Raw genomic sequence first — 18634 nt, 5'->3', positions numbered from 1 at the left:
TATCAAGCTTTATGCTCTCGCCATTGCTAAATTTTAGCTCTAAATCAACTTTATCACCATCTTTTAATGGTTTATTTAGATCCATAAGCATAATGTGTAAACCGCCAGGAGCTAGTTTTGTTTCGCCATTTTTTGGGATCACTGCATCTTCGATTTGAACCATAGCCATCATACCATCATTCATTTTGTGAGTATGAATTTCTGTGCTTTTGCAAACGCTTGAGTGAGCACCAACAAGCTTTACATCAGAATTTGAAGCATTTTTTATATCCATAAAAATTGCACTATTGTTTGTGCCAGGTTTTGTATCTCTAGCTCTAACATTTTCTAGGCTGATATCAGCCGCCATAAGAGCAGAAGCTGCAAGCATCGCACCAAAAACGATTTTCTTCATATTTTTCCTTTGTGATAAAATTAATAATGGTTTTCACATTATACACTTAGAACTACTTAATTTACCTTTAAAACCTAAAAATATAAATTTTTTAGGATATAATTACGGACTAAATTTTACTTTTTGGGATATTTCACTTGAAAAAAATTATATTTTTCTTCATCGCGTTATCGCCTTATCTTTTTGCCCAAAATTACGAAGAAATTTACTTAAAAAATGGCTCAGCTGCTGTTATTGATGCCATCGAAAAAAATATTTTAAGTAAGGATTACTGGCTAAAAAAGCTTGAAGGCAAGGATGTAAGATATGGGTATTATGACAATGAGATACTTCTAAGTGTAGTTGATAAAACTAAAAAGAAGCTTGAAGTGATCTCTTATAATGGCGGCATTACAAAAAAGCTTTTTAGCTCAAGCGTTATAGTTGGCAAAAATGGCGATAAGCTTCTTGAAGGCGATCTAAAAACACCGGTTGGAGTGTATCAGCTTACACGTAGATTTACGCCAAATGATAGATATCTTGGCCCACTTGCATTTTCGCTTTCATATCCAAATTTGCTTGATAAGCTTGCAAAGCGAAATGGCGGTGGCATTTGGATACATGGCTATCCACTTGATGGTCAAAGGACAGATGAGCTAAAAACAAAAGGCTGCGTGGCTATGCAAAATGATACTTTGATGAAATTTGATGATGTAGTGGATCACAAAAAAACACTTGCATTTATTTATGAAGATAAGCGCCCAGAAGCTAGTGCAAAAGATATTGCAGTGATCATTTCTGGACTTCTGGGCTGGAAAAAGACATGGAGCGAGAGTGACATTGAAAACTATCTTAAATTTTATGATAAAAACTTTGAGCGATACGATGGTATGAGCTTGGAAAAATTTAAAAGTATGAAGCGGGCTATTTTTTCTAAAAAAGAGAAAAAACGCATTAGTTTTTCAAATTTTCTCATCACGCCTTATCCAAATCTTAAAAACGATAGGCTTTTTCGTGTGAGTTTTTATGAGGATTATGTTTCAGATACACATAAATTTGCTGGTCAAAAGACACTTTATGTGAAGCTTTATAACGATGATATGAAAATTTTTATAGAGGAGTAAAAGTGGAAAAATCTCAAGAAGTAAAAGAAAAAATAGAGAAAATTTTAGAGGCAAGAGCTGCTTTTTTTGCTGAGCTTGACCGCCAAGTTCCAAAGAAAGATGGTACTGATGTTTTTGATTTTAGCAAAGTAAAAGAGGCTGATCTGAAAGAAATTTACGCTAAATTTTATGCATTTGATTACAACGTAAGAAAACTTTTACCGGATGTTTATACTGCTTTTAATGTGAATTTTAATGTCTGAAATACGCCTAAATAAAGCTTCATATATCCATAACCTCACTCAAATTTGTGCTAAAGCTGGTGGTAAAGAGAAAGTAATAGTTGTATTAAAAGACAATGCTTATGGTCATGGCGCAAGGCTTATTGCAAATGAAGCTAAAAAATTTGGTATAGAAATTTGTGCTGTAAAAAGTGAGTTTGAGGCAGATGAAATTTCTGACATATTTGAAAATATTCTCATTCTCTCACATATCCCAACCGGAAATGAAAGCAGTAAATTTATCTATGCGATAAATGATATAGAAGCGCTTTTAAAGATAAAAGATGGCTCAAAAATCAACCTTGCAATCGATACTGGCATGCATAGAAATGGGCTTGATATTAGCGAGCTTGATTATGCGTTTGAAATTTTAACAAGAAGGAATTTAGAGCTTCTTGGAGCTTATACTCATTTTCGTGCAAGTGATGAGCTAAATGCTGATTATTTTGTGCAAAGGGAAAATTTTAGGGCTGCAAAAGAGAAAATTTTAGCTCTTTGCGATGAGTTTGGTATAAAAAAACCGATCTTTCACTCTCACAACTCAGCTGCGCTTGAAAGAGCAAGCGAAATCGATGATGATATGGTTCGCGTTGGCATCGCACAGTATGGATACGCTCAGTTTGGTGATAGTTTGAACTTAAAGCCAGTACTTTCACTATGGGCAAGAAGAGTTAGTAAGCGTATTTTAAAAAGTGGTCAAAGCGTTGGATATGGTGCTAAATTTAGTGCAAAAGAAGATATAAGTGTAGCCACTTATGATCTTGGATATGGTGATGGATTACTAAGATACAATGGCTGTGGTGAGCTAAGACTTGCCAATAACGAGCCAATACTAGGAAAAATTTCTATGGATAGCTTTAGCTGTAAAGATAGCGGTGAGTGGGTCTGTGTCTTTGAGGATGCAAATATTTGGGCGAAATTTTTTGATACGATAAGTTATGATATTTTAGTAAAGCTCTCGCCAAACATCACTAGGAAATTTATATAAAGGCAATATATGAAAAAGATCGTTTTATTAGCTTTTGCTAGCCTTGCTTTTGGTGTGCAAGAGAGTGAGTTTAAAATTTATGAGCAGATATTAAATCAGCTTGATACTAAGCAGATCCCAGCTTTTGTCGTCCAAACTGCAAAGCCAAATTTGCCAAGCAGAGTCGATGAGATGATTACGCTAAAAGATGTGAGTAGCAGCGGGCTAAACATACATGGCGAGTTTGTTTTAAACGAGACCAAGACAAAGAGGATAAAAGGCTACAACAAAGCTCAAATTTTAGCTTTAAAAGATGAGTTTTATAAAAACGGAAAAGAGGCGCTTTGCAACTCAGGTATGGCAAGAGCTGTGCTAAATCGTGGCATCACTCTAAGTGGTAGTTACGGCTTTGAGGGTAGGCATTTTTTTGATATAAATTTGGATAAAAGTAGTTGCGAGTAGTCATTTTTTTACTGTTTTTTTACTCGCTTGCCCTGGCTCTTACGCCAGATATGGCAGCGAAAAATCACGCAACTTACTACAAAAAAAAGCTCCCATTTATCTGTACGCCAACACTGACACTTAACGATATCCTAAATGTCGGTGATACGCTCATCTATAGATACGCCGTCAAACATGCAAGAAAGCAAGAGATCAAAAGGCTTGAAGAGAAAGAGCTTTTAGAATTTATCGAAGCTATCAAAAAAGAGAATTTGCGAACTGCTTGCAAAGATAAAGAGATCTTAAATATGCTAAGTATCGGTGTCACCTTGGACGAGCTTTTCTATTCAGAAAATGGTGAGCTGATCTTTGAGTACACTATAGAAGATCGTGACTGTAAGAAATTGCAGTGAAATTTGGGGTTAAATTTCGGTTTTTTGGTTGTAAATTTGATATTTTTGTAAATTTTAAATTTTATTTACTTGCAAGAATCGACTAATAAAATTTGATTTCGCCCACCGATTGGCTCAAATTTTAGATCCGAAATTACTCGCTCATAAAATTAAAATTTCTTGTAAATGTCTATATTTAAGGCCAAAAAAGATAGCAAAAAGAAGAAATTTAGCCCAAATTTTACAAAAGGCTAAATTTTTACATGTCTCTTTTTATCTCTTGCTCAAGTCTTTCAAGCTCAGCGATCCTATCGCTAGTGCTTGGGTGAGTTCTAAAAAGTACGCCAAGCTTGTTAGTTAGCGAGCCAAATGGATTTACGATAAACATATGAGCACTTTGCTCGCTTGCATTTTGCATGATGTAAGAATTTGAGTAGCTCTCAAGCTTTCTTAGAGCACTTGCAAGCCACTCTGGGTGTCCTGTTAGATAGGCTGCACCCTTGTCTGCCTTATACTCGCGCTCCCTTGAGATCGCCATTTGGATGATTGTGGCAGCTATTGGCATGAGTATAGCAAGTGCTAGCATAACGATGGCATTACCGCCACCTCTTCTTGAACCGCCACTCTGCCCAGCAATACCACCAATCTTAGCAAAATTTGCAAGCATTGCGATAGCACCAGCTAGTATGGCAGCAATTGAACCAGTTAGGATGTCGTAGTGCCTTACGTGGCTTAGCTCGTGAGCTAGCACGCCCTCGATCTCGTTTTCATTTAAAATTTTTAAAAGCCCCTCGGTTACCGCGACAGCTGCGTGGCTTGGGTTTCTGCCTGTGGCAAAGGCGTTTGGTACCTCTTCTGGGATGATGTAAATTTTTGGCATAGGCAAATTTGCCTTTTGTGTGAGGCGAGACACGATCTCGTAAAGCCCGTGAGCGTTACTCTCATCGACTGGGATAGCGTTATATCTTTTAAGCACTATAGTATCACTAAAAAAATATGAAAAGATATTTGTGCCAGCTGCTATCAAAAAGGCGATCATCATGCCATGCTCACCTCCAATATATCCGCCAACAGCGATAAAAATCAGCATTAAAGTAACCATTAAAAAAGCAGTTTTAAAAATTTCCATCTTTGTCCTTATTTTTTTATAGCGTTTGGCAAGATCGCGGCGTCAATGTTAAATTTTGCAAGCTGTGTTAGCTCGCTTTCATCTTTTATGAAAACAGCTATAAGTGCGTCAAATAGATAACTCTCAGCGATCTTTGCTAGATCTTTTGCAATGTCAATATCTGCGATAATAAATTTTGCTCCAGCCGCGTTTGCGATAATGGCTTCATTTGCATTCGTCACAAAAACGCTAAAGCTTGCTTCAACTTCTAGTGCTCTTTTTATCAAATTTCTATCAAATTTAAAGAGATTTTGCCTGCTGTTTGAAATTTCATCTTCGCTTTTGCAAAGAAATAGCGGTTCAAATTTGATCAGCTCATCACCCAAAATTTTCATCTCTCACCCTTTATGCACTCTTTGCAGATGTATTTTCCGTCTCTTAGCACCATTTGATCGATGTCGCTAAAGACGCCGCATTTGCTGCACTCTTCGAAGTTGCTGCTGCTTACCTTGTCACTATTTTTCCTATTTTTAAAAAATATAATGTAAATCGCAACTAAAATCGCCGCAAAAAGCAAGTATTTCAATGTTTTTCTCCATGATTTTTTAGATTAAAAAATATGTAATTTCTATTTTTTTCATTATAAATTTTTGCGTTGATGCCTGAAATTTCCTCCATGACGCTTGAGCCTTTGTAGATGAGAAAGTTGGTCTTTTCATCGTAAAACCCATCGCAAATTCTTATAAGCTCTTTTATCTTGCTAAGGGCTCTTGAGGTGATGAGATCAGCTGTAAATTTATCTGCAAGCTCGATCTTTTGGCTGTAAATTTCTAGATTTTCTAAGCCAAGCTCGATTTTAGCGTAGCTTAGAAATGATGACTTTTTGGCTATCGGCTCAAAAAGGTGCCACTTTGTTTGCGGCATTGCGAGTGCTAAAAATATCGCTGGAAAGCCGGCTCCACTGCCCACATCGATCGCCGTTTTGGCACTTAGGTCAAAAATTTCAAGCGGTTTTATGCTATCAAGCACCTGCTCGTTTATATCTTTATAATTGCTTAAGCTATGAACTTTGTTAAATTTAGTAAAAATTTGAGCGTAAGCCTTTACTTTTTTGTCAAATTCAGCCGGCAAGCAAAGCTCATTTTTCATTACAAAATATGCCCCATTTGCTCTTTTTTTACTTTCAGGTAGCCTTCATTAAATTTATTTGGTTTTATGACGATAGGCACGCGTTTTACGATCTTTACTGAGCTTAGTCCATGAAGTTTTAAAGGGTTATTTGTGAGTAAATTTACCTCTTTTATGCCGTAGTGATTTAAGATAAAATCAACCACTTCATACGTCCTCTCATCGGCCTTAAAACCTAGCTGGTGATTAGCCTCAATGGTGTCAAGGCCCTTATCTTGCAGGCTGTAAGCGTTTATTTTGTTTAAAAGCCCGATATTTCTGCCTTCTTGACGCAAGTAGATGACCATGCCGCCATTTTCTTCGATATATTTTAGGCTCGCTTCAAGCTGGTCGCGGCAGTCGCACTTTAGGCTTCCGATCGCATCGCCAGTTAGGCATTCGGAGTGAATTCTAAGATTTACCACTTCGCTTAAAGGCTCTTTGTAGATCACGAGGTGCTCTTTTGACCCTTCTTTGAAGGCTTGAACCTTATAAGTGCCAAATCTTGATGGTAGATTTGCGGCGTTTGAAATTTCTATTTTCATTTTAAATTTACTCCAACTGTGCTAAACTAGCTAAAAATCACGCATTTTAACAAAGAAAAGGCAAAAATATGTTTAAACGTTTTAGAAGATTAAGAATAAATCCAGCCCTAAGAGACATGGTGAGAGAGACTAGCCTTAGCGTAAATGACTTCATCTATCCGCTCTTTGTAGTCGAGGGCAAAGGCGTTAAAAACGAGATCGCTTCGATGCCGGGCGTTTATCAAATGAGTATCGATGAAATTTTAAAAGAGTGCGAAGAGATAGTAAATTTAGGCATAAAATCGATCATTTTATTTGGCATACCAAGCCTAAAAGATAGCGTTGGCAGCGACGCACTAAGTAATGACGGCATCATCGCAACTGTACTTAGAGCCATAAAAGATAAATTCCCAAATTTGGTAGTCGTCACTGATCTTTGCTTTTGCGAGTACACAGACCACGGCCACTGCGGCATAATCGATCACGTGCATAACACCATTGACAACGATGCCACACTTGAAATTTCAGCAAAACAAGCCTTGATACACGCTCAAAATGGCTCTGATATGATTGCACCAAGCGGTATGATGGACGGCATCATCGCAACGTTAAGAGAGACGCTTGATAGCAATGGCTTTGAGAATTTACCAGTGATGGCTTACTCGACTAAATTTGCCTCAGCCTACTACGGACCATTTCGCGATGTGGCACAAAGCGCACCAAGCTTTGGCGATAGAAAGAGCTATCAAATGGATAGCGCAAACCGCCTTGAAGCTATAAATGAGAGCTTGCAGGACGAGGCGCAAGGTGCTGATATCTTGATGGTAAAGCCAGCGCTTGCCTATCTTGATGTCGTTAGAGAGCTAAGAAATTTAACACTTCTACCACTTTGTGTCTACAACGTAAGCGGCGAATACGCACTGCTAAAAGCTGGTGCAAAAGCTGGCATCATCGACTATGATCGCGTTATGATGGAGACTTTGATCGGCTTTAAAAGAGCAGGGGCAAATTTGATCATCACCTATCACGCAAAAGAAGCGGCTAAAATTTTAAGGGGCTAAGATGAGGCACTTTTTGACGCTAAATGACTTTAGCAAAGATGAAATCGAGCAGATGATAAATTTAGCCAGCAAGATCAAAAAAGAGGCGAAGGCTAGAGAATTTAAGCCATATCTAAAAGATCAAAAGCTTGCGATGATATTTGAAAAAAGCTCGACTAGAACGAGAGTAAGCTTTGATGTTGGCATGCATGAGCTTGGTGGATATGCGCTATTTTTAAGCAAAAATGATATACAAATAGGACGCGGCGAGCCTATACGTGACACCGCTAGAGTGATAAGCAGAATGTGCGACATGGCTATGCTAAGGGTCGATAAACACGAGACGCTAGAAGAATTTGCTAAATTTTCAAGCGTGCCAGTGATAAATGGCTTAAGCGATAAATTTCACCCAGTGCAGCTAATGGCGGATTATCTAACCATGCTTGAATTTAGTGCAGGCGAGAAGGTCGCATACGTAGGGGACGGCAACAACATGACTCACTCGTGGCTCATGCTAGCTAGCAAGCTAGGACTTGAGCTAAGAGTAGCCACGCCAAAAGGCTACGAGGTAGACGCTGAAATTTTAAAGATGGCTAATGAAAACGCAAAAATTTCAGGTGCGAAAATTTTTATCACAAATGATATAAAAGAAGCGGTAAATGGTGCCGATGTAGTGACTACAGATACTTGGGTATCGATGGGGCAAGAGGCTGAGAAAGAAAAGAGACTAAAAGACTTTGCTGGATACTGTGTGGATGAAAATTTGATGAGCTTAGCTAAAAAAGACGCGATATTTTTGCACTGCTTGCCAGCTTATAGGGGCTACGAGGTGAGCGAGGCAGTTTTTGAGAAGCACGCAGATGAAATTTTTAGCGAAGCTGAAAACAGACTTCATGCCCAAAAAAGCGTGATGGTCTGGCTGGATGAGAGAAGAAGATGAGCAAAGAGAAAAATATATATGATGAGATAGATGAGATCGGCAATAACCTTGGGCTGAGTAGCCCTGAAAAGACGATCTTTGAGATAGTTTCAACAAAAAATCCAAATGAGCATATTTTAAATTTAAAAAGTGGCTCTTGGGACTCAAAAGAGCCGTGGTTTGGTATTGATGAAAATCAAAATTTACACACAGTAATCTCTGTAAAATCGCTTTCGGCTTTGATCGAGGCCTTAAAAGAGTCGCAAAAAGAAAATTTTGATCTAAGGCTTGAAAAGACGATCTGGCAAAATATACCGGTTGATTTTAGCGATGTTTGGGTGGTTGCTATGGATGAGATAAAAAAGATCGCAAGCGATAAAAAAAGTAGGCAATTTAATATTGATCTTGACAAACTAGTAAAAAATATCAAAAAAGAGCACCCAAATTTATTTGTAGACATAAAAGAGGTGATTCAAATGGCAAGGAGTAGGGCAGATGATTGATTTTAGTGCTTATGTGAAGTATTCAAGGCCAGGGCCAAGATATACTAGCTATCCGACAGCACCAGAGTTTAGTGATAAATTTAGCTATGAAGCTTATATAAAAGAGCTTGAAAATCGTGATTTGAATCGACCGCTTTCGCTTTATTTACACTTGCCATTTTGCAGAAGTGCTTGTTATTTTTGTGGCTGTAATGTCATTTACACGAGCAAAGAGGACCGCAAAGAGAAATATATAAGATATATAGAAAAAGAGCTTGAAATTTTAGCTCACCACCTGGACACCAGTGCCGAGGTCTTACAAATGCACTTTGGTGGTGGTACACCAACATTTTATAATGCTGCACAGCTTGATGAGATCATAAAACTAATCAAATCTAAATTTAAAAATTTCTCAAAAGAGGCTGAGATAAGCTGCGAGATAGATCCGAGATTTTTAACAAACGAGCAGCTTGATGTGCTCATATCTCATGGCTTTAATCGCATAAGTTACGGCGTGCAAGACTTTGATGAAAAGGTGCAAAAAGAAATTCATAGAATTCAGCCCTATGAGATCACCCAAAATGCTGTAAAAATGGCTAGAGAGAAGGGTATAAAATCAATAAATATGGATCTGATCTACGGTCTGCCGTATCAAAGCCTAGAGAGCTTTAAAAAGACGCTTGAACTAGCCCTCACACTTGATCCCGATAGACTTGCGGTATTTAACTACGCTCATGTGCCATGGATAAAAAAATCAATGCGTAAATTTGATGAAACCACATTGCCAAATCCAGAAGTGAAGCTTGAAATTTTAAAATTTACAGCTGAGTTTTTAACCAAAAATGGCTATAAAATGATAGGAATGGATCACTTTGCAAAGCCAAATGATGAGCTTTTTGGTGCTCTTGCAAATGGTACTTTGCATAGAAATTTTCAAGGATATACGACAAAGGGTGGCGCTGATCTCATTGGCATAGGCATCACAAGTATTGGCGAGTGCAAAAGACACTACGCGCAAAATCATAAAGATATGGACGAGTATGAAAAGGCGATTGATGCTGGAAAATTGCCATATGCAAAGGGAATTTATCTAAACGATGAAGACTTGCTTAGAAAAAGTGTGATCATGAGTTTGATGAGTAATTTCGGGCTTAATATTAAGGCAGTCGAGGATGAATTTTATATAAATTTCTTTGAACATTTCAAAAATGAGCTTGAAGAGCTAAAGAATTTAAGTGAATTTGTCGATGTTACGGCAGATAAGATCAGCGTTAATGAGACAGGAACGCTGATAATACGAAATATTGCAATGTGTTTTGATGAATATCTAAAGAAAATTCCCGAGAATTTAAGGCGTTTTTCTAAAACTATATAAAAATTATTTTTTTGTCATAAGATATTTAAAATACATTTAATTTTTCTTGGTGTATAATTCGCATCAAAATTTAAGTATAGACTTAATAATAAAAAATAAGGTAAAAGGATCTTAGTTATGAAAAAGATGTTAGCAATTAGTGCTTTGGCAGTAACTGTGCTGTCAGCTCAAGATGTTCCTTATAGGATTTTTCTAGCTTCATTTGCACAAGATGATAATCAGGCTAGAATTGATAGTGTTGTTAATAAAGTCAATAGCAAAATCTCTGACAGCAGACTAACTACAGGTATCTATGAGGTTGGTGGACGAAAATTTTTATATGTTGACACGACTCCAGTCTCTGAGGATGAAGCTAATAGTCTATTAGTTAAAGTTCAAAACGAATCAGGCTATAAAGATGCTTTAATGAGAGCAAAAGCACCTGTGGCTGATACTCAAACAACAAAAAAATCTAATATAGAACAAGCTATATCAACTGAAGTAAAACCAGTAGCACAAGTTGATGATGGAGTTTTGACTTTAGATCAAGTTATAAAGACTATTTTAAATGAAAATCCAAGTTTAAAAGCTACAGAATTTAACTATCTACAAGTTGGTAAAGATCTAAAAATAGCAAAGAATGCCTATTATCCAACACTTGACGCTGCTGCTAGAGTGGGATATGAGAAAAAACGCCTTGATGATGGAGTTTCTACAAGAAGAGGAGATGGAAGAATTTCTGGTACATCTCTAACTTTGGTTGAAAATTTATACAATGGTGGTGCTGATAAAAATAGAATAAATTCTCAAAGCGCAAGACTTGATTCAGCTGCTTATTCAGTAGCACAAGCTGCAGATAGACTTACATTAAATGCTGCAAATGCTTACTTACAAGTTCTTCAAACTAAGAGAATTTTAGACATTGAAGAAGAAAACGTAAAGAGTCATGAGGAAATTTATAGCCAAATTAAAGATAGAGCAAGGTCAGGTTATGGCGTAGCTTCTGAAGAGAGACAAGCTGGATCACGCTATACTTTAGCTCAATCAAACTATACAGCTGCTAAAAATAACTATGAAGATGCACTTTCTACATTTGAGAAATTATATGGAAAAAAAGTTGCAGCTAAAAATTTAGTAATGCCTGAGTTTAGCCTTCCTTTGCCTAGCACGAAAGAAGCTGTTTACAACAAAGCTATCCTTTGCAATCCGTCACTTTTGGTTCAAAAATCAAATATTGCTATGGCAGAGTCAGTTGTAAAAGAGAAAAATGCGCCATTCTTACCAAAGCTAGATCTTGTTGTATCTGGTGCGTATGATCATTCAAATGTTTTATATGATAATTATGAAGAACAAACATTTGACGCACTTTTAAGACTAAACTACAACCTTTACAATAAAGGTAATGATAAACTAGATAAAGAAAAAAGCCAACTTGCCGTTCAACAGGAGCAACAAACTTTGGACAATCTTGTAAGAGAGCTTAAAGAATCTTTGGAATTTTCATGGCAAAATTATGTTCTTAACCAAGAGAAAATGGGGTACTTAAATCAACACGTTGAATATGCTAAAGCTACACTTGATGCTTATCAGGATGAATTTAGAATTGGTCGTCGTGATCTTATAAACTTGCTTGATGCTGAAAATGAATATAACTCTGCATTAAAAGAGATCGCTACAACTGAGACAGCGCTATCTTATGCGAAATACAGACTATTAGATAATATGGGAATGATCTCAGATAGCTTTGAACCAGGTTTTGCAAAGAGATACATTCAAGGTGCTTGCAGCATTCAAAACGATTTAAGATAAAAATGTAAAAAGTAATGACCATGAGGGTCAAGACAAATTTTTGGACGCTTATAGTAAGCGTCCTTTTTTTATTATTAGCAAGTGCTATTGGAGATTTTATAAAATCAACAACTATAGCAAAGGTAGCTAAAATTTATGGAGAAGATGCAAGAAGAAGGGCTTCTGCTCTAAATTCTTTAATGGCTTCATTGCAAGATGCAACTGAACAAGAGAAATTAATAAAAGTAAATGACTTTTTTAACTCTTTTAGATGGGTTGATGATATGCAGCTTTGGCACAAAAAGGATTATTGGGCTACTAGAATGGAATTTATAGGAAAAGGTGCTGGTGACTGCGAAGACTACGTTATCGCAAAATATTTTACACTAAAGCAGCTAGGAATTCCAACTCAAAAATTATACTTCACATATGTTAAAGCCTTAAGATACAATCAAGCTCATATGGTTTTAGCATACTACGATACACCAAAATCTATTCCATTAATTTTAGATAACATAAATGGTAAAATAAAAATCGCAACTCAAAGAACAGACCTTGTTCCAGTTTATAGTTTTAATGGTGATTCGCTATACTTGGCAAAACAAGAAGGTCTTGGTCAAGCAATACCAGGTGGAAATAAAAAACAAAATCCTAAGTGGATGGAACTAATAGATAGGATAGGAAAAGAGGATTTATGACGCTATTTAAACAAATTATGATCGCCGTGATAACTTTTGGTATCATGATTTTTATGGCTGTTGGCTACTTAAATTTTAAGAGCCTAAATGGATATATTAATGACCAGCTTGGTGAAAACGCAAGACATACAGCAAATTCGCTCGGACTTGCTTTAAAGCCTATTATCGATCCAGATGACATGTCCTTGGCTCAAACAATGATAAATTCTATGTTTGACAGCGGTAGATACAAGCTTATCAAGCTTGAAGATGTTGATGGCAAGGTTCTTATTGAAAATTCTCAACAAACAGTTGTTAAAGATATTCCTGAGTGGTTTTATAAAATAGCCAAGTTTGAAGCGCCAATAGCAGATAGCGAGATTATGACTGGTTGGGCAAAATTTGGCACGCTTTATGTTCAAGGCAGTACCGCACTAGCCTATAATGAGCTTTATACTAACTCAAAAAATATTTTTAATTTTCTTCTTCTAATGATAATTGCCACTCTTGTGGTGGCATATTTCGCTCTAAAAGCTATTTTTAGGCCGCTTATGAAGGTTCAAGATCAGGCTGAGGCCATACTTGATAATAAATTTATCATTCAAAAAAGAATTCCATTTACAGCTGATCTTAAAAAAATGGTTCTAGCTATGAACTCTATGGTTAGTAAGGTAAAAGACATTTTTGAGAGAGAGGCAGCTACACTCAGTAAATATCAAGAGCTTTTATATAAAGATACAATGAGTGGTGCTAATAACAGAAGATTTTTTCAAACTAAATTTAGTGAGTATCTAGCTAGTGAAGAATATTCAAGTGGTGTTGCTTTGCTTGTTAGTTTTAAAGATCTAATAAATTTAAAAAGTACGCTTGGCTTTGAAAAATGGCAAAGCGTTATAATGAAAATAGCTCAAATTTTACAAGAAAAATCAATTCATAATGATAAAAATGCGATTGTTGCAAGGCTTAACGATAATGATTTTATCGTACTTTCGTATGGTAGAAATTCATCAAATTTCTTGGCTCTATGTGATGAAATTATGAACGAGTTTAAAAAGCTTTATGCAAATTTTGCGCTAAATGATAGCGAGTATCCAGTAAATGCTGCGATAGTTGAGTATTCACCAAATACTGATATCAAGACACTTCTTACTTCAGCTGACGTTACATTGGCTAGCTCAAGACTTGCTGGAAGCTTTACATATAAGGTATTTAATGAAAATCAAAATACTTTAGTGATTGGTAAAGAGAAGTACAAAGAGCTTATTTTTGACTCAATAAAAGAGGATGAATTTAAATTCGCAGCTCAAAAGGTGATTGATCTTAATTCAAATTTTGAACAGTATGAGCTTTATTTGAGGCTTGTTGATAAAGATGGTGTATGGCGTATGGCCTCATATTTCATGCCGATGGTAAATGAGCTAAATTTAGGTGCAATGCTTGACCTTCATATCTTAAATAGAGTTGCCAGAATTTTACCAGAGAATATCTTACCAAGTGGCAGCTTGGCAATAAATTTGGGCAAAGAGATATTAAACTCAGATGAAAATTTTTCAAAACTCGAAGCTACACTTAAAAAGATAAGTCAAATTTCAAAATATAAAAACTATATAGAAATTCCAAATAAAGACGATATTAGCATAGAAAGTATAGTTAAGCTTACTAAAAAATTAAAAGAACTTGGCTTTGGATTTGGTTTTGACCACTTCGAGCTTAACGCAAAAGGTATTGAGAAACTAAAAGAATTTAACCCTGATTATGTAAAAATTCAGTCAAATGTCTTGATTGACTTCTTAAGTGATAAGTCAGGAGTAAACACAAAACAATCACTTGATGTTGTTTTAAGCTCAAAAGACATTATTTTGATCGCAATCGGTGTTGAAGGGGAAGAGCAGAAGAAAAAGCTAATTGATCTTGGCATTAAAAATATGCAAGGAATTTATATAGATGAAATTAAGAACATTGGATGATAGATGCATAGTGATAAGATAAAAGATGAACTGCTTCAATGTTTGGTTATTTTTACCAAGCTTCATAATAATCCATACAGTGCCGATGCTTTAACTATTGGCTTGCCAGTAAAAGATGGCGATGAGATTGAGCTTTTTTCACTTAAAAGCTCAAGGTCTTTATTTTCTCGTGCTGCTTCTCGCGCTGGTTTTGCTTCTACCCTTGTAAGAAAAGATCTCGAACAAATCTCTCCTTTAGTTTTACCTTGCATTTTAATGCTTAGAGGCAAAAAAGCTTGCATCTTGCAATCTTTTAGTAAAGATAAAAAGACAGCAAATATCATAACACCAGAACTTTCAACTGGTACTAGCACGATAGAAATAAGTAAATTAAAAGAAGAATATTTAGGCTATGCATACTATTTAAAGCGTGAGTTTGTTCCAGAGGATACTAGCTCAACAAAGCTAATTGATGCGGGCAATGACCACTGGTTTTGGGGAACTCTAAAACGTTCAAAAAAGATTTATTTTGATGTTGTTCTTGCAAGTTTTATTATAAATTTATTTGTTCTTGCTAGTCCGCTTTTTACGATGAATGTATACGACCGTGTTGTACCAAATAATGCGGTTGAGACACTTTGGGTCTTGGCACTTGGTGTAAGTGTAGTTTATGGCATAGATCTTTTTTTGAAATTTGTAAGATCATATTTTCTTGAGATTGCTGGTAAAAAGAGTGACATCATAATGAGCTCTATTTTATTTGAGCGTGTTATGGATATGAAGTTTAGCAATAAACCAAAATCTGTTGGTTCGTTTGCTAGTAATCTAAAAGAGTTTGATACGGTTAGAAATTTCTTCTCATCAGCCTCATTGGCAGCCATTGTCGATCTTCCATTTGCGATCATTTTCTTGATAGTTACTTATTTTATAGGAAGTTATATCGTACTCGTGCCAATTGTTATCATGATAGCTATTTTATGTTATACATTTTTTATAAAAGATCCACTTCAAAATGCTATTAAAAGTACATTTGAGGCTTCGGCTATAAAAAATGGAATTTTAATAGAGAGCCTTAGCAGTCTTGAAACCATCAAAACCCTTGGTGCTAGCGGACATATACAGTGGAACTGGGAAGAGGCAACTGGTGAGATAGCAAATAGAAGCATTAAATCAAAAATTATCACAACTTCAATAACGACTGTTACATCTTTTTTAGTGCAATTAAATACTATTGCCATCATCGTTCTTGGCGTCTACATGATACAAGATACACATCTTACAATGGGTGGTCTTATCGCTGCGGTTATGCTTAGCTCTCGTGCTATCGCTCCTATGGGACAGGTAGCTTCACTTGCTGCAAATTTTGAGCAGACAAAAACAGCATATCAAAGTCTTAGTAAGATTATGCAAATGCCTGTTGAAAGGCCAGAAGGCAAAAAATTTGTTAGAAGAAATTCTTTTGATGGAAAGATCGAGTTTAAAAATGTAAGCTTTACATATCCAGATACCACAAAAGGTTCGCTTGATAGGATAAATTTTGTTATTCAGCCAGGTGAAAAAGTTGGCATTATAGGCAAAAATGGCTCTGGAAAGACTACTTTACAAAAGCTCATTTTGGGACTTTACTCACCAACTGAAGGCTCAGTGCTAATTGATGGTATTGATATTAATCAAATCGATCCAGCCGATCTTAGGCGAAACATCGGCTATGTTCCGCAAGATGTTGTGCTCTTTAAAGGAACGGTTAGAGAAAATATTGTTCAAAAAGCACCATATGTTGATGATATTCAGATTATAAAAGCAGCTAAAGTAAGCGGAGTTGATGAATATGTAAATGCCCATCCACTCGGATTTGACATGCCAGTCTTTGAAAGAGGTGACGGCATAAGTGGCGGACAGCGTCAAAGTATAGCTGTGGCTAGGGCATTTTTGCTAGATAGTCCTATTATTTTGCTTGATGAGCCAACAAATTCTCTTGATAATACGGTTGAAAATAAGTTAAAAATAAATTTAAAGACAAATACAGCAAATAAAACGATGCTGCTTGTTACACATAGGACGTCGATGCTAGATCTTGTTGATAGACTTATAGTTATGGATAATGGCAAAATTTTATTGGACGGACCAAGAGATGAAGTTTTAGCAAGACTTAGTGGGAAGTAATCATGCAAGAAGATATCAAGAATAAACAAAATGAAAATCCAAAAACTGAAAAAAGATTAATTTCTGAAAATAACATAAAAGAACAAGAGGAAGCTAGTAATAAAATTTTAAATAGTGTAGATGACATAAAGTCTAATCTTCAAACAAAAAATTATGATGCTTATGATTTGAAATTTATGTCAAGCCTTTCAGAAGCGGTTTTGGCAAAGGCTCCATCGACTTCAAAAAAGATACTTTATGCAGTTAGTATAACTGTATTTTGGCTTCTTATCTGGGCTTCGTGGGCGCAGATAGATGAGATAACAAGAGGTAGTGGCAAGATCATCCCTTCAGGTAAAAACCAAGCGATACAAAACCTTGAGGGTGGTATCGTGGATCAAATTTTTGTAAAAGAGGGCGATGAGGTTAAAAAAGATCAAATTCTAATCAGGCTTGATAATAAAAACTTTACAAGTAGCTACGGCGAGTCAAAGCTAAGGCTTGATGAGCTTCAGGCTAAATTTATGAGGCTTGACGCTGAAGCCAATGATAAAGAATTTGACTATAACGAAACAAGAGATGCGAACAATAGCAAGGCCGTAAGATACGAGATAAGCTTGCACAACTCAAACATCGATCACTTAAATGAGCAAATAGGAATTCTAACAGAGCAGATCCATCAACGCCAAAGTGAGCTAAATGAGCTTAGAAATAAAATTTCTCAAACTCAAAATAGCTACAACCTTGTTTTAAAAGAAAAAGCTATCATGGAGCCTATCTTTAAAAAAGGTCTTGTTAGCGAGGTTGAATACATCCAACTTCAAAGACGCGTAAATGACCTAAAAGGCGAGCTTGACGCATCTGTGCTTGCCGTGCCAAGGGTCGAATCGACCATAAAAGAGGCAAAAAATAAGATAGAAGAGGCAAAGCTGGCATTTAAAAATAATGCAAAAAAAGAGCTAAACGAAGTTTCAGCAGAGATCGCAAGGATTAATGAATCACAAATCAGCCTAAGCGATAGAGTAGAAAGAACATATGTAAGATCTCCAGTAAATGGTATCGTTAGTAAAATGATGGTTCATACCGTATCAGGAGTTATCAAGCCTGGTGAAAATATTGCCGAGATCGTTCCTCTTGAGGATAAACTGGTTGCCGAAGTAAAAGTAAAACCAGCCGATGTTGCGTTTTTGAGGCCTGGGCTTGATACGATGGTTAAATTTACGGCTTATGATTTTAGTATTTACGGTGGTTTAAAAGGCAAAGTAACGCAGATTAGTGCCGATACGGAGACTAATGAAAAAACTGGCGAGAGCTATTATTTAGTCAGGATAGAAACTGAGAAAAATTATCTTGGTAGCGAAGAAAAACCGCTTAGGATAAAAGTTGGTATGATAGTCTCAGCTGATATCATTACCGGCAAAAAGACAATACTTGATTATTTATTAAAGCCTATTTTAAAGGCAAAGCAAAATGCCTTAACGGAGAGGTAATGGGCAAGATCGCTTTTTATGATAAGAAATTTGGTGAATATGAGATCGAAAAATTTCAAGATTTACAAAATTTCTATCTCATAAAAGATGATCATTGCTGCGATATAGTTAATGATGAAATTGAACGATTTAAATTTAGTGATTGTGAAATAGAATTTTTACAATTAGTAGATGTTGCTAGTAGACATAAAAAACTATTTGGAAATATAAAAATTTATGATGATATAGTAAGAAGTATTAAAATTTTAATAAAAGGCTATGACCAGAGTTTGGATAAATTTGACTTTGATTCCGGAATTTTAAATTTAAACACTCCTTATAAATATGCTATATCACAAGATTTTTTTGAAATGACTATTTTTTTAGAAGAAAAATCCTCAGTAGTTACTAAATTTTTTTCATCAATAGATTACAAGATACGCAAAAACGGCGAAAGTCGT

At 36.0% G+C, this 18634-nt stretch carries 21 protein-coding genes; 15 read left to right on the top strand and 6 right to left on the bottom strand.

Features of this window, described 5'->3' with window-relative positions; genetic code table 11:
* The coding region (locus tag F3H01_RS06875; protein WP_149725314.1) for a copper chaperone PCu(A)C at positions 1-394 on the bottom strand (394 nt) is incomplete at its 3' end.
* 137 nt (positions 395-531) lie between these two features.
* Between F3H01_RS06875 and pgp2 the strand changes: the two genes are divergently transcribed.
* The 5 genes from pgp2 to F3H01_RS06850 are packed head-to-tail and all read left to right on the top strand — an operon-like array spanning position 532 to position 3578.
* On the top strand, positions 532-1497 hold the full coding sequence (gene pgp2, locus F3H01_RS06870; RefSeq protein WP_149725265.1) for a cell shape-determining L,D-carboxypeptidase Pgp2: 966 nt from the start codon (positions 532-534) through the stop codon (positions 1495-1497).
* Between the two features lie 2 nt (positions 1498-1499).
* Positions 1500-1739 (top strand): CmeU family protein, encoded by a 240-nt coding sequence (gene cmeU, locus F3H01_RS06865; protein ID WP_021091016.1) that lies wholly within the window; start codon positions 1500-1502, stop codon positions 1737-1739.
* Positions 1732-2745 carry an alanine racemase gene (locus F3H01_RS06860; RefSeq protein WP_149725264.1) on the top strand — a complete coding sequence of 338 codons (1014 nt, stop codon included), beginning with the start codon at positions 1732-1734 and terminating at the stop codon, positions 2743-2745. Before cmeU ends, F3H01_RS06860 begins: the two co-directional genes overlap by 8 nt.
* 9 nt (positions 2746-2754) lie before the next feature.
* Positions 2755-3186: a peptide deformylase gene (locus F3H01_RS06855; protein WP_084040724.1), complete on the top strand. Its 432-nt coding sequence runs from the start codon at positions 2755-2757 to the stop codon at positions 3184-3186.
* Positions 3177-3578 (top strand): flagellar protein FlaH, encoded by a 402-nt coding sequence (locus tag F3H01_RS06850; protein ID WP_107769592.1) that lies wholly within the window; start codon positions 3177-3179, stop codon positions 3576-3578. The genes F3H01_RS06855 and F3H01_RS06850 overlap by 10 nt, the downstream gene beginning before the upstream one ends.
* Positions 3579-3816: 238 nt before the next feature.
* Here the strand turns inward: F3H01_RS06850 and htpX are convergent, their stop codons facing one another.
* The 5 genes from htpX to ribA are packed head-to-tail and all read right to left on the bottom strand — an operon-like array spanning position 3817 to position 6377.
* Positions 3817-4686: a zinc metalloprotease HtpX gene (htpX, locus tag F3H01_RS06845; protein ID WP_149725263.1), complete on the bottom strand. Its 870-nt coding sequence runs from the start codon at positions 4684-4686 to the stop codon at positions 3817-3819.
* Positions 4687-4694: 8 nt separating this feature from the next.
* Positions 4695-5060 carry a hypothetical protein gene (locus F3H01_RS06840; protein ID WP_149725262.1) on the bottom strand — a complete coding sequence of 122 codons (366 nt, stop codon included), beginning with the start codon at positions 5058-5060 and terminating at the stop codon, positions 4695-4697.
* Positions 5057-5251 (bottom strand): hypothetical protein, encoded by a 195-nt coding sequence (locus F3H01_RS06835; RefSeq protein ID WP_149725261.1) that lies wholly within the window; start codon positions 5249-5251, stop codon positions 5057-5059. Before F3H01_RS06835 ends, F3H01_RS06840 begins: the two co-directional genes overlap by 4 nt.
* Positions 5248-5814 carry a 16S rRNA (guanine(527)-N(7))-methyltransferase RsmG gene (gene rsmG / locus F3H01_RS06830; RefSeq protein ID WP_149725260.1) on the bottom strand — a complete coding sequence of 189 codons (567 nt, stop codon included), beginning with the start codon at positions 5812-5814 and terminating at the stop codon, positions 5248-5250. Before rsmG ends, F3H01_RS06835 begins: the two co-directional genes overlap by 4 nt.
* Complete coding sequence (gene ribA, locus F3H01_RS06825) at positions 5814-6377, bottom strand: GTP cyclohydrolase II (protein WP_149725259.1); 564 nt, start codon at positions 6375-6377, stop codon at positions 5814-5816. Before ribA ends, rsmG begins: the two co-directional genes overlap by 1 nt.
* A gap of 68 nt (positions 6378-6445) precedes the next feature.
* Here ribA and hemB point away from each other — a divergent pair, with 68 nt between their 5' ends.
* The 10 genes from hemB to F3H01_RS09220 form a co-directional block, all read left to right on the top strand.
* A complete protein-coding gene (gene hemB, locus F3H01_RS06820; protein ID WP_149725258.1) occupies positions 6446-7417 on the top strand; it encodes a porphobilinogen synthase in 972 nt (323 codons plus the stop codon).
* 1 nt (position 7418) lies between these two features.
* Positions 7419-8336 (top strand): ornithine carbamoyltransferase, encoded by a 918-nt coding sequence (gene argF / locus F3H01_RS06815; protein WP_149725257.1) that lies wholly within the window; start codon positions 7419-7421, stop codon positions 8334-8336.
* Positions 8333-8818 carry a DUF2603 domain-containing protein gene (locus F3H01_RS06810; RefSeq protein WP_084040706.1) on the top strand — a complete coding sequence of 162 codons (486 nt, stop codon included), beginning with the start codon at positions 8333-8335 and terminating at the stop codon, positions 8816-8818. Before argF ends, F3H01_RS06810 begins: the two co-directional genes overlap by 4 nt.
* Entirely contained in the window at positions 8811-10172 is a 1362-nt protein-coding gene (gene hemN, locus F3H01_RS06805; protein ID WP_149725256.1) for an oxygen-independent coproporphyrinogen III oxidase, read from the top strand. Before F3H01_RS06810 ends, hemN begins: the two co-directional genes overlap by 8 nt.
* A gap of 117 nt (positions 10173-10289) precedes the next feature.
* Positions 10290-11960 (top strand): TolC family outer membrane protein, encoded by a 1671-nt coding sequence (locus F3H01_RS06800; RefSeq protein ID WP_103629241.1) that lies wholly within the window; start codon positions 10290-10292, stop codon positions 11958-11960.
* Positions 11961-11980: 20 nt separating this feature from the next.
* On the top strand, positions 11981-12637 hold the full coding sequence (locus F3H01_RS06795) for a transglutaminase-like cysteine peptidase (RefSeq protein WP_021090757.1): 657 nt from the start codon (positions 11981-11983) through the stop codon (positions 12635-12637).
* Positions 12634-14583: a bifunctional diguanylate cyclase/phosphodiesterase gene (locus F3H01_RS06790; protein WP_149725255.1), complete on the top strand. Its 1950-nt coding sequence runs from the start codon at positions 12634-12636 to the stop codon at positions 14581-14583. Before F3H01_RS06795 ends, F3H01_RS06790 begins: the two co-directional genes overlap by 4 nt.
* 3 nt (positions 14584-14586) lie before the next feature.
* Positions 14587-16725, top strand: a complete 2139-nt coding sequence (locus F3H01_RS06785; RefSeq protein ID WP_084040698.1) for a type I secretion system permease/ATPase — start codon at positions 14587-14589, stop codon at positions 16723-16725.
* Between the two features lie 2 nt (positions 16726-16727).
* Entirely contained in the window at positions 16728-18194 is a 1467-nt protein-coding gene (locus F3H01_RS06780; RefSeq protein WP_103629243.1) for an HlyD family type I secretion periplasmic adaptor subunit, read from the top strand.
* A partial coding sequence (locus tag F3H01_RS09220) for a DUF5416 family protein (protein ID WP_188116362.1) occupies positions 18194-18634 on the top strand: 441 nt, incomplete at its 3' end. The genes F3H01_RS06780 and F3H01_RS09220, both read left to right, overlap by 1 nt.

Origin of the sequence: Campylobacter concisus, assembly GCF_902460875.1 — a bacterium.
Taxonomy (GTDB): domain Bacteria; phylum Campylobacterota; class Campylobacteria; order Campylobacterales; family Campylobacteraceae; genus Campylobacter_A; species Campylobacter_A concisus_AA.
Note: the sequence above shows the minus strand (reverse complement) of the source record. Positions and strands in the feature narration are given on the sequence as shown.

Coding starts and splice junctions, on each gene's coding strand:
- F3H01_RS06780 (WP_103629243.1), top strand. CDS start 16,728: ATGCAAGAAGATATCAAGAATAAACAAAATGAAAATCCAAAAACTGAA.
- F3H01_RS06800 (WP_103629241.1), top strand. CDS start 10,290: ATGAAAAAGATGTTAGCAATTAGTGCTTTGGCAGTAACTGTGCTGTCA.
- ribA (WP_149725259.1), bottom strand. CDS start 6,377: ATGAAAATAGAAATTTCAAACGCCGCAAATCTACCATCAAGATTTGGC.
- F3H01_RS06795 (WP_021090757.1), top strand. CDS start 11,981: ATGAGGGTCAAGACAAATTTTTGGACGCTTATAGTAAGCGTCCTTTTT.
- htpX (WP_149725263.1), bottom strand. CDS start 4,686: ATGGAAATTTTTAAAACTGCTTTTTTAATGGTTACTTTAATGCTGATT.
- hemB (WP_149725258.1), top strand. CDS start 6,446: ATGTTTAAACGTTTTAGAAGATTAAGAATAAATCCAGCCCTAAGAGAC.
- argF (WP_149725257.1), top strand. CDS start 7,419: ATGAGGCACTTTTTGACGCTAAATGACTTTAGCAAAGATGAAATCGAG.
- hemN (WP_149725256.1), top strand. CDS start 8,811: ATGATTGATTTTAGTGCTTATGTGAAGTATTCAAGGCCAGGGCCAAGA.
- F3H01_RS06810 (WP_084040706.1), top strand. CDS start 8,333: ATGAGCAAAGAGAAAAATATATATGATGAGATAGATGAGATCGGCAAT.
- F3H01_RS06860 (WP_149725264.1), top strand. CDS start 1,732: ATGTCTGAAATACGCCTAAATAAAGCTTCATATATCCATAACCTCACT.
- F3H01_RS06840 (WP_149725262.1), bottom strand. CDS start 5,060: ATGAAAATTTTGGGTGATGAGCTGATCAAATTTGAACCGCTATTTCTT.
- F3H01_RS06785 (WP_084040698.1), top strand. CDS start 14,587: ATGCATAGTGATAAGATAAAAGATGAACTGCTTCAATGTTTGGTTATT.
- rsmG (WP_149725260.1), bottom strand. CDS start 5,814: ATGAAAAATGAGCTTTGCTTGCCGGCTGAATTTGACAAAAAAGTAAAG.
- F3H01_RS06790 (WP_149725255.1), top strand. CDS start 12,634: ATGACGCTATTTAAACAAATTATGATCGCCGTGATAACTTTTGGTATC.
- F3H01_RS06855 (WP_084040724.1), top strand. CDS start 2,755: ATGAAAAAGATCGTTTTATTAGCTTTTGCTAGCCTTGCTTTTGGTGTG.